Genomic DNA, 2,405 nt, shown 5'->3' with positions numbered 1-2,405 from the left:
TTTGATCCGCGAGACACTCAAGAGCCAATTTGCGATCTTTTTCGTACTGTTTCTCGTGTTTCTTAGCCAACGATTTATTCGCGTTTTGGCTGAAGCTTCCGATGGTGACATTCCAGCACGAATGATCTTATCTATTGTGAGTTTAAATATGCCCGCAATGGGGTTATTAATGCTGCCTTTGAGTTTGTATATCGGCATCTTACTGACTTTTGGGCGTTTGTACGCAGAAAGCGAAATTACGGTGATGAATGCCACTGGCATCGGCAATAAATTTTTGATCCGTGCTGCACTCTATTTGGCTTTGATCACTTCAGGTGCTGCAGCATTTAATGCATTCTGGTTGGCACCTTGGAGCCAAGACAAAGAAGCACAATTAATGGAGCAGCTTGCAGCAGAAAATAGCGTTGATTTGCTACAGAAAGGACAATTTCAACGCACACCGGATGGTTCCTCGGTGGTTTTCATCGAAAATATTGAAAACAAAAAACTGCATAATGTGTTTGTTGCGCAGCTTGCACCAAAGGATTCGATACTCCCGAGTGTGATGTTCTCTAATTCTGGTGATGTTAAAGAGCTCAGTGATGGCCGTCAGATGATCACCATGTATGACGGGATTCGCTATGAAGGCGTGCCAACACGCGTTGATTATATGATCACAAAATTTGACGAATACGAAGGTTTAATTGGCCAGCGTGAAGTTAAACCCAAAGGACGCGATTGGGAGGCGTTACCGACATCCAATCTGCTTTCCAACCCGGATCGAAGAGCGAAAGCTGAGTTGCAATGGCGAATTTCTCTGGTGATTTGTATTCCGTTACTCACCATGCTGGTGGTCCCTTTGTCGGCGGTTAACCCTCGGCAAGGACGCTTTGCGAAAATGGGACCTGCAATCTTAATTTATTTGGCCTATTTTATGGCCATCAGCGCAACCAAGTCCGCCATTGAAGATGGCTCACTTGCTACGGTGATCGGTATGTGGCCAATCAATGCTGCGTTACTTTTGGCGGCGATTTCAGTGAATATCATGGACAGTGTGCCAGTGCGGCGCTTCAAAGATAAACTAAGACTAAAGAAGGCAGCATAACGCGTGTTTAAGATTTTAGATTTATACGTTGGCCGTACTATTGTTGCGACAACCTCGCTAGTGCTGGCGACCTTTGTTGGTTTGTCCGGCATTATCAAATATGTTGAGCAATTGAGAAAAGTCGGGGAAGGAAGCTACGATTTACTGCAAGCTTTACTGTTTGTGGTGTTGAGCATTCCTCGTGATATCGAGATGTTTTTTCCTATGGCCGCCTTACTCGGTGCGTTGATTGGGTTAGGTATGTTGGCATCAAGTTCTGAGCTCGTTGTCATGCAAGCTGCGGGGTTTTCTAAGCTTAATATCGGTATGTCGGTATTAAAAACCGCAGTGCCATTAATGATCATTGTCACCTTGCTTGGCCAATGGGGAGCACCCCAAGCGCAGAAGATGGCGCGAGATCTGCGCGCTTTTTCTCTCTCTGGCGGTAGTATTGTTTCAGTGCGTAGCGGTGTGTGGGCTCGCGATGTGAATGATTTTATCTTTATTGGTAAAATTGATGACAACAAACTCTATGGCTTAAATATGTGGCGCTTTGATAACAATAAGAGTTTGCAAAACATCCTTTTTGCCGAAGAGGTGGATTACGATAAAGACAATCAATGGGTAATGAAAAATGTTCAAATCACCGACATGCGCGATGATGTATTGATAACAAAGCAAACATTACCCGAATATCGTTGGACGACTTCATTAGCTCCAGACAAACTGGCGGTTGTCACGGTCAAGCCTGAAGAGTTGTCACTGAGTGGCTTGTATGATTATGTCAGCTATTTAAAAACGTCGGAGCAAGATGCTTCACGGTACGATCTGGCGTTGTGGCGTAAAATTACTCAACCTTTTTCTATTGCTGTGATGATGCTAATGGCACTGTCGTTTATTTTTGGGCCATTGCGCAGCGTTACTATGGGCGCAAGGATTTTGTCAGGCGTGATTGCAGGCTTTACATTTTATATTTCCAGTGAGTTTTTCGGCCCACTGAGTCTTGTTTATGGTATCCCACCAGTGTTTGGTGCCGTCGCACCCAGTTTGGTGTTTCTCAGCGTTGCCGTAATGTTGTTAAGACGAAAACTCTAAAAATGACAGGTAAGAACTATCAACAAAAAGGAAGGGCAAACCTTCCTAATGCCGATCAGTTAAGACTTTAATCGGCAGATCAGTTGAATGATCCTACCTTTATGTAAAAATCCGATAGACCTTGTTTATCGGATTTTTTTATGCACGTTTCTCAAGCCCTCGATATCATCAACAGTTATAAACCAAATCAAGTTGAAACACTCGCAGACCTCTTGCCCATTGAGCTCATCAATAGTGCTTATGAGCT

Annotated in this window: 2 protein-coding genes; both read left to right on the top strand. The window is 44.0% G+C overall.

The window, feature by feature from the left end; translation table 11 throughout:
- Position 1: 1 nt before the first annotated feature.
- Positions 2–1,084: an LPS export ABC transporter permease LptF gene (lptF, locus tag B9J84_RS08695; protein WP_094123964.1), complete on the top strand. Its 1,083-nt coding sequence runs from the start codon at positions 2–4 to the stop codon at positions 1,082–1,084.
- A gap of 3 nt (positions 1,085–1,087) precedes the next feature.
- Positions 1,088–2,158 (top strand): LPS export ABC transporter permease LptG, encoded by a 1,071-nt coding sequence (gene lptG, locus B9J84_RS08690; protein WP_013855998.1) that lies wholly within the window; start codon positions 1,088–1,090, stop codon positions 2,156–2,158.
- Positions 2,159–2,405 lie beyond the last annotated feature (247 nt).

The organism is Vibrio sp. V03_P4A6T147 (assembly GCF_002241085.1).
GTDB classification, from domain to species: Bacteria; Pseudomonadota; Gammaproteobacteria; order Enterobacterales; family Vibrionaceae; genus Vibrio; species Vibrio anguillarum.
This window is presented reverse-complemented; position numbering and strand designations above follow the sequence as displayed.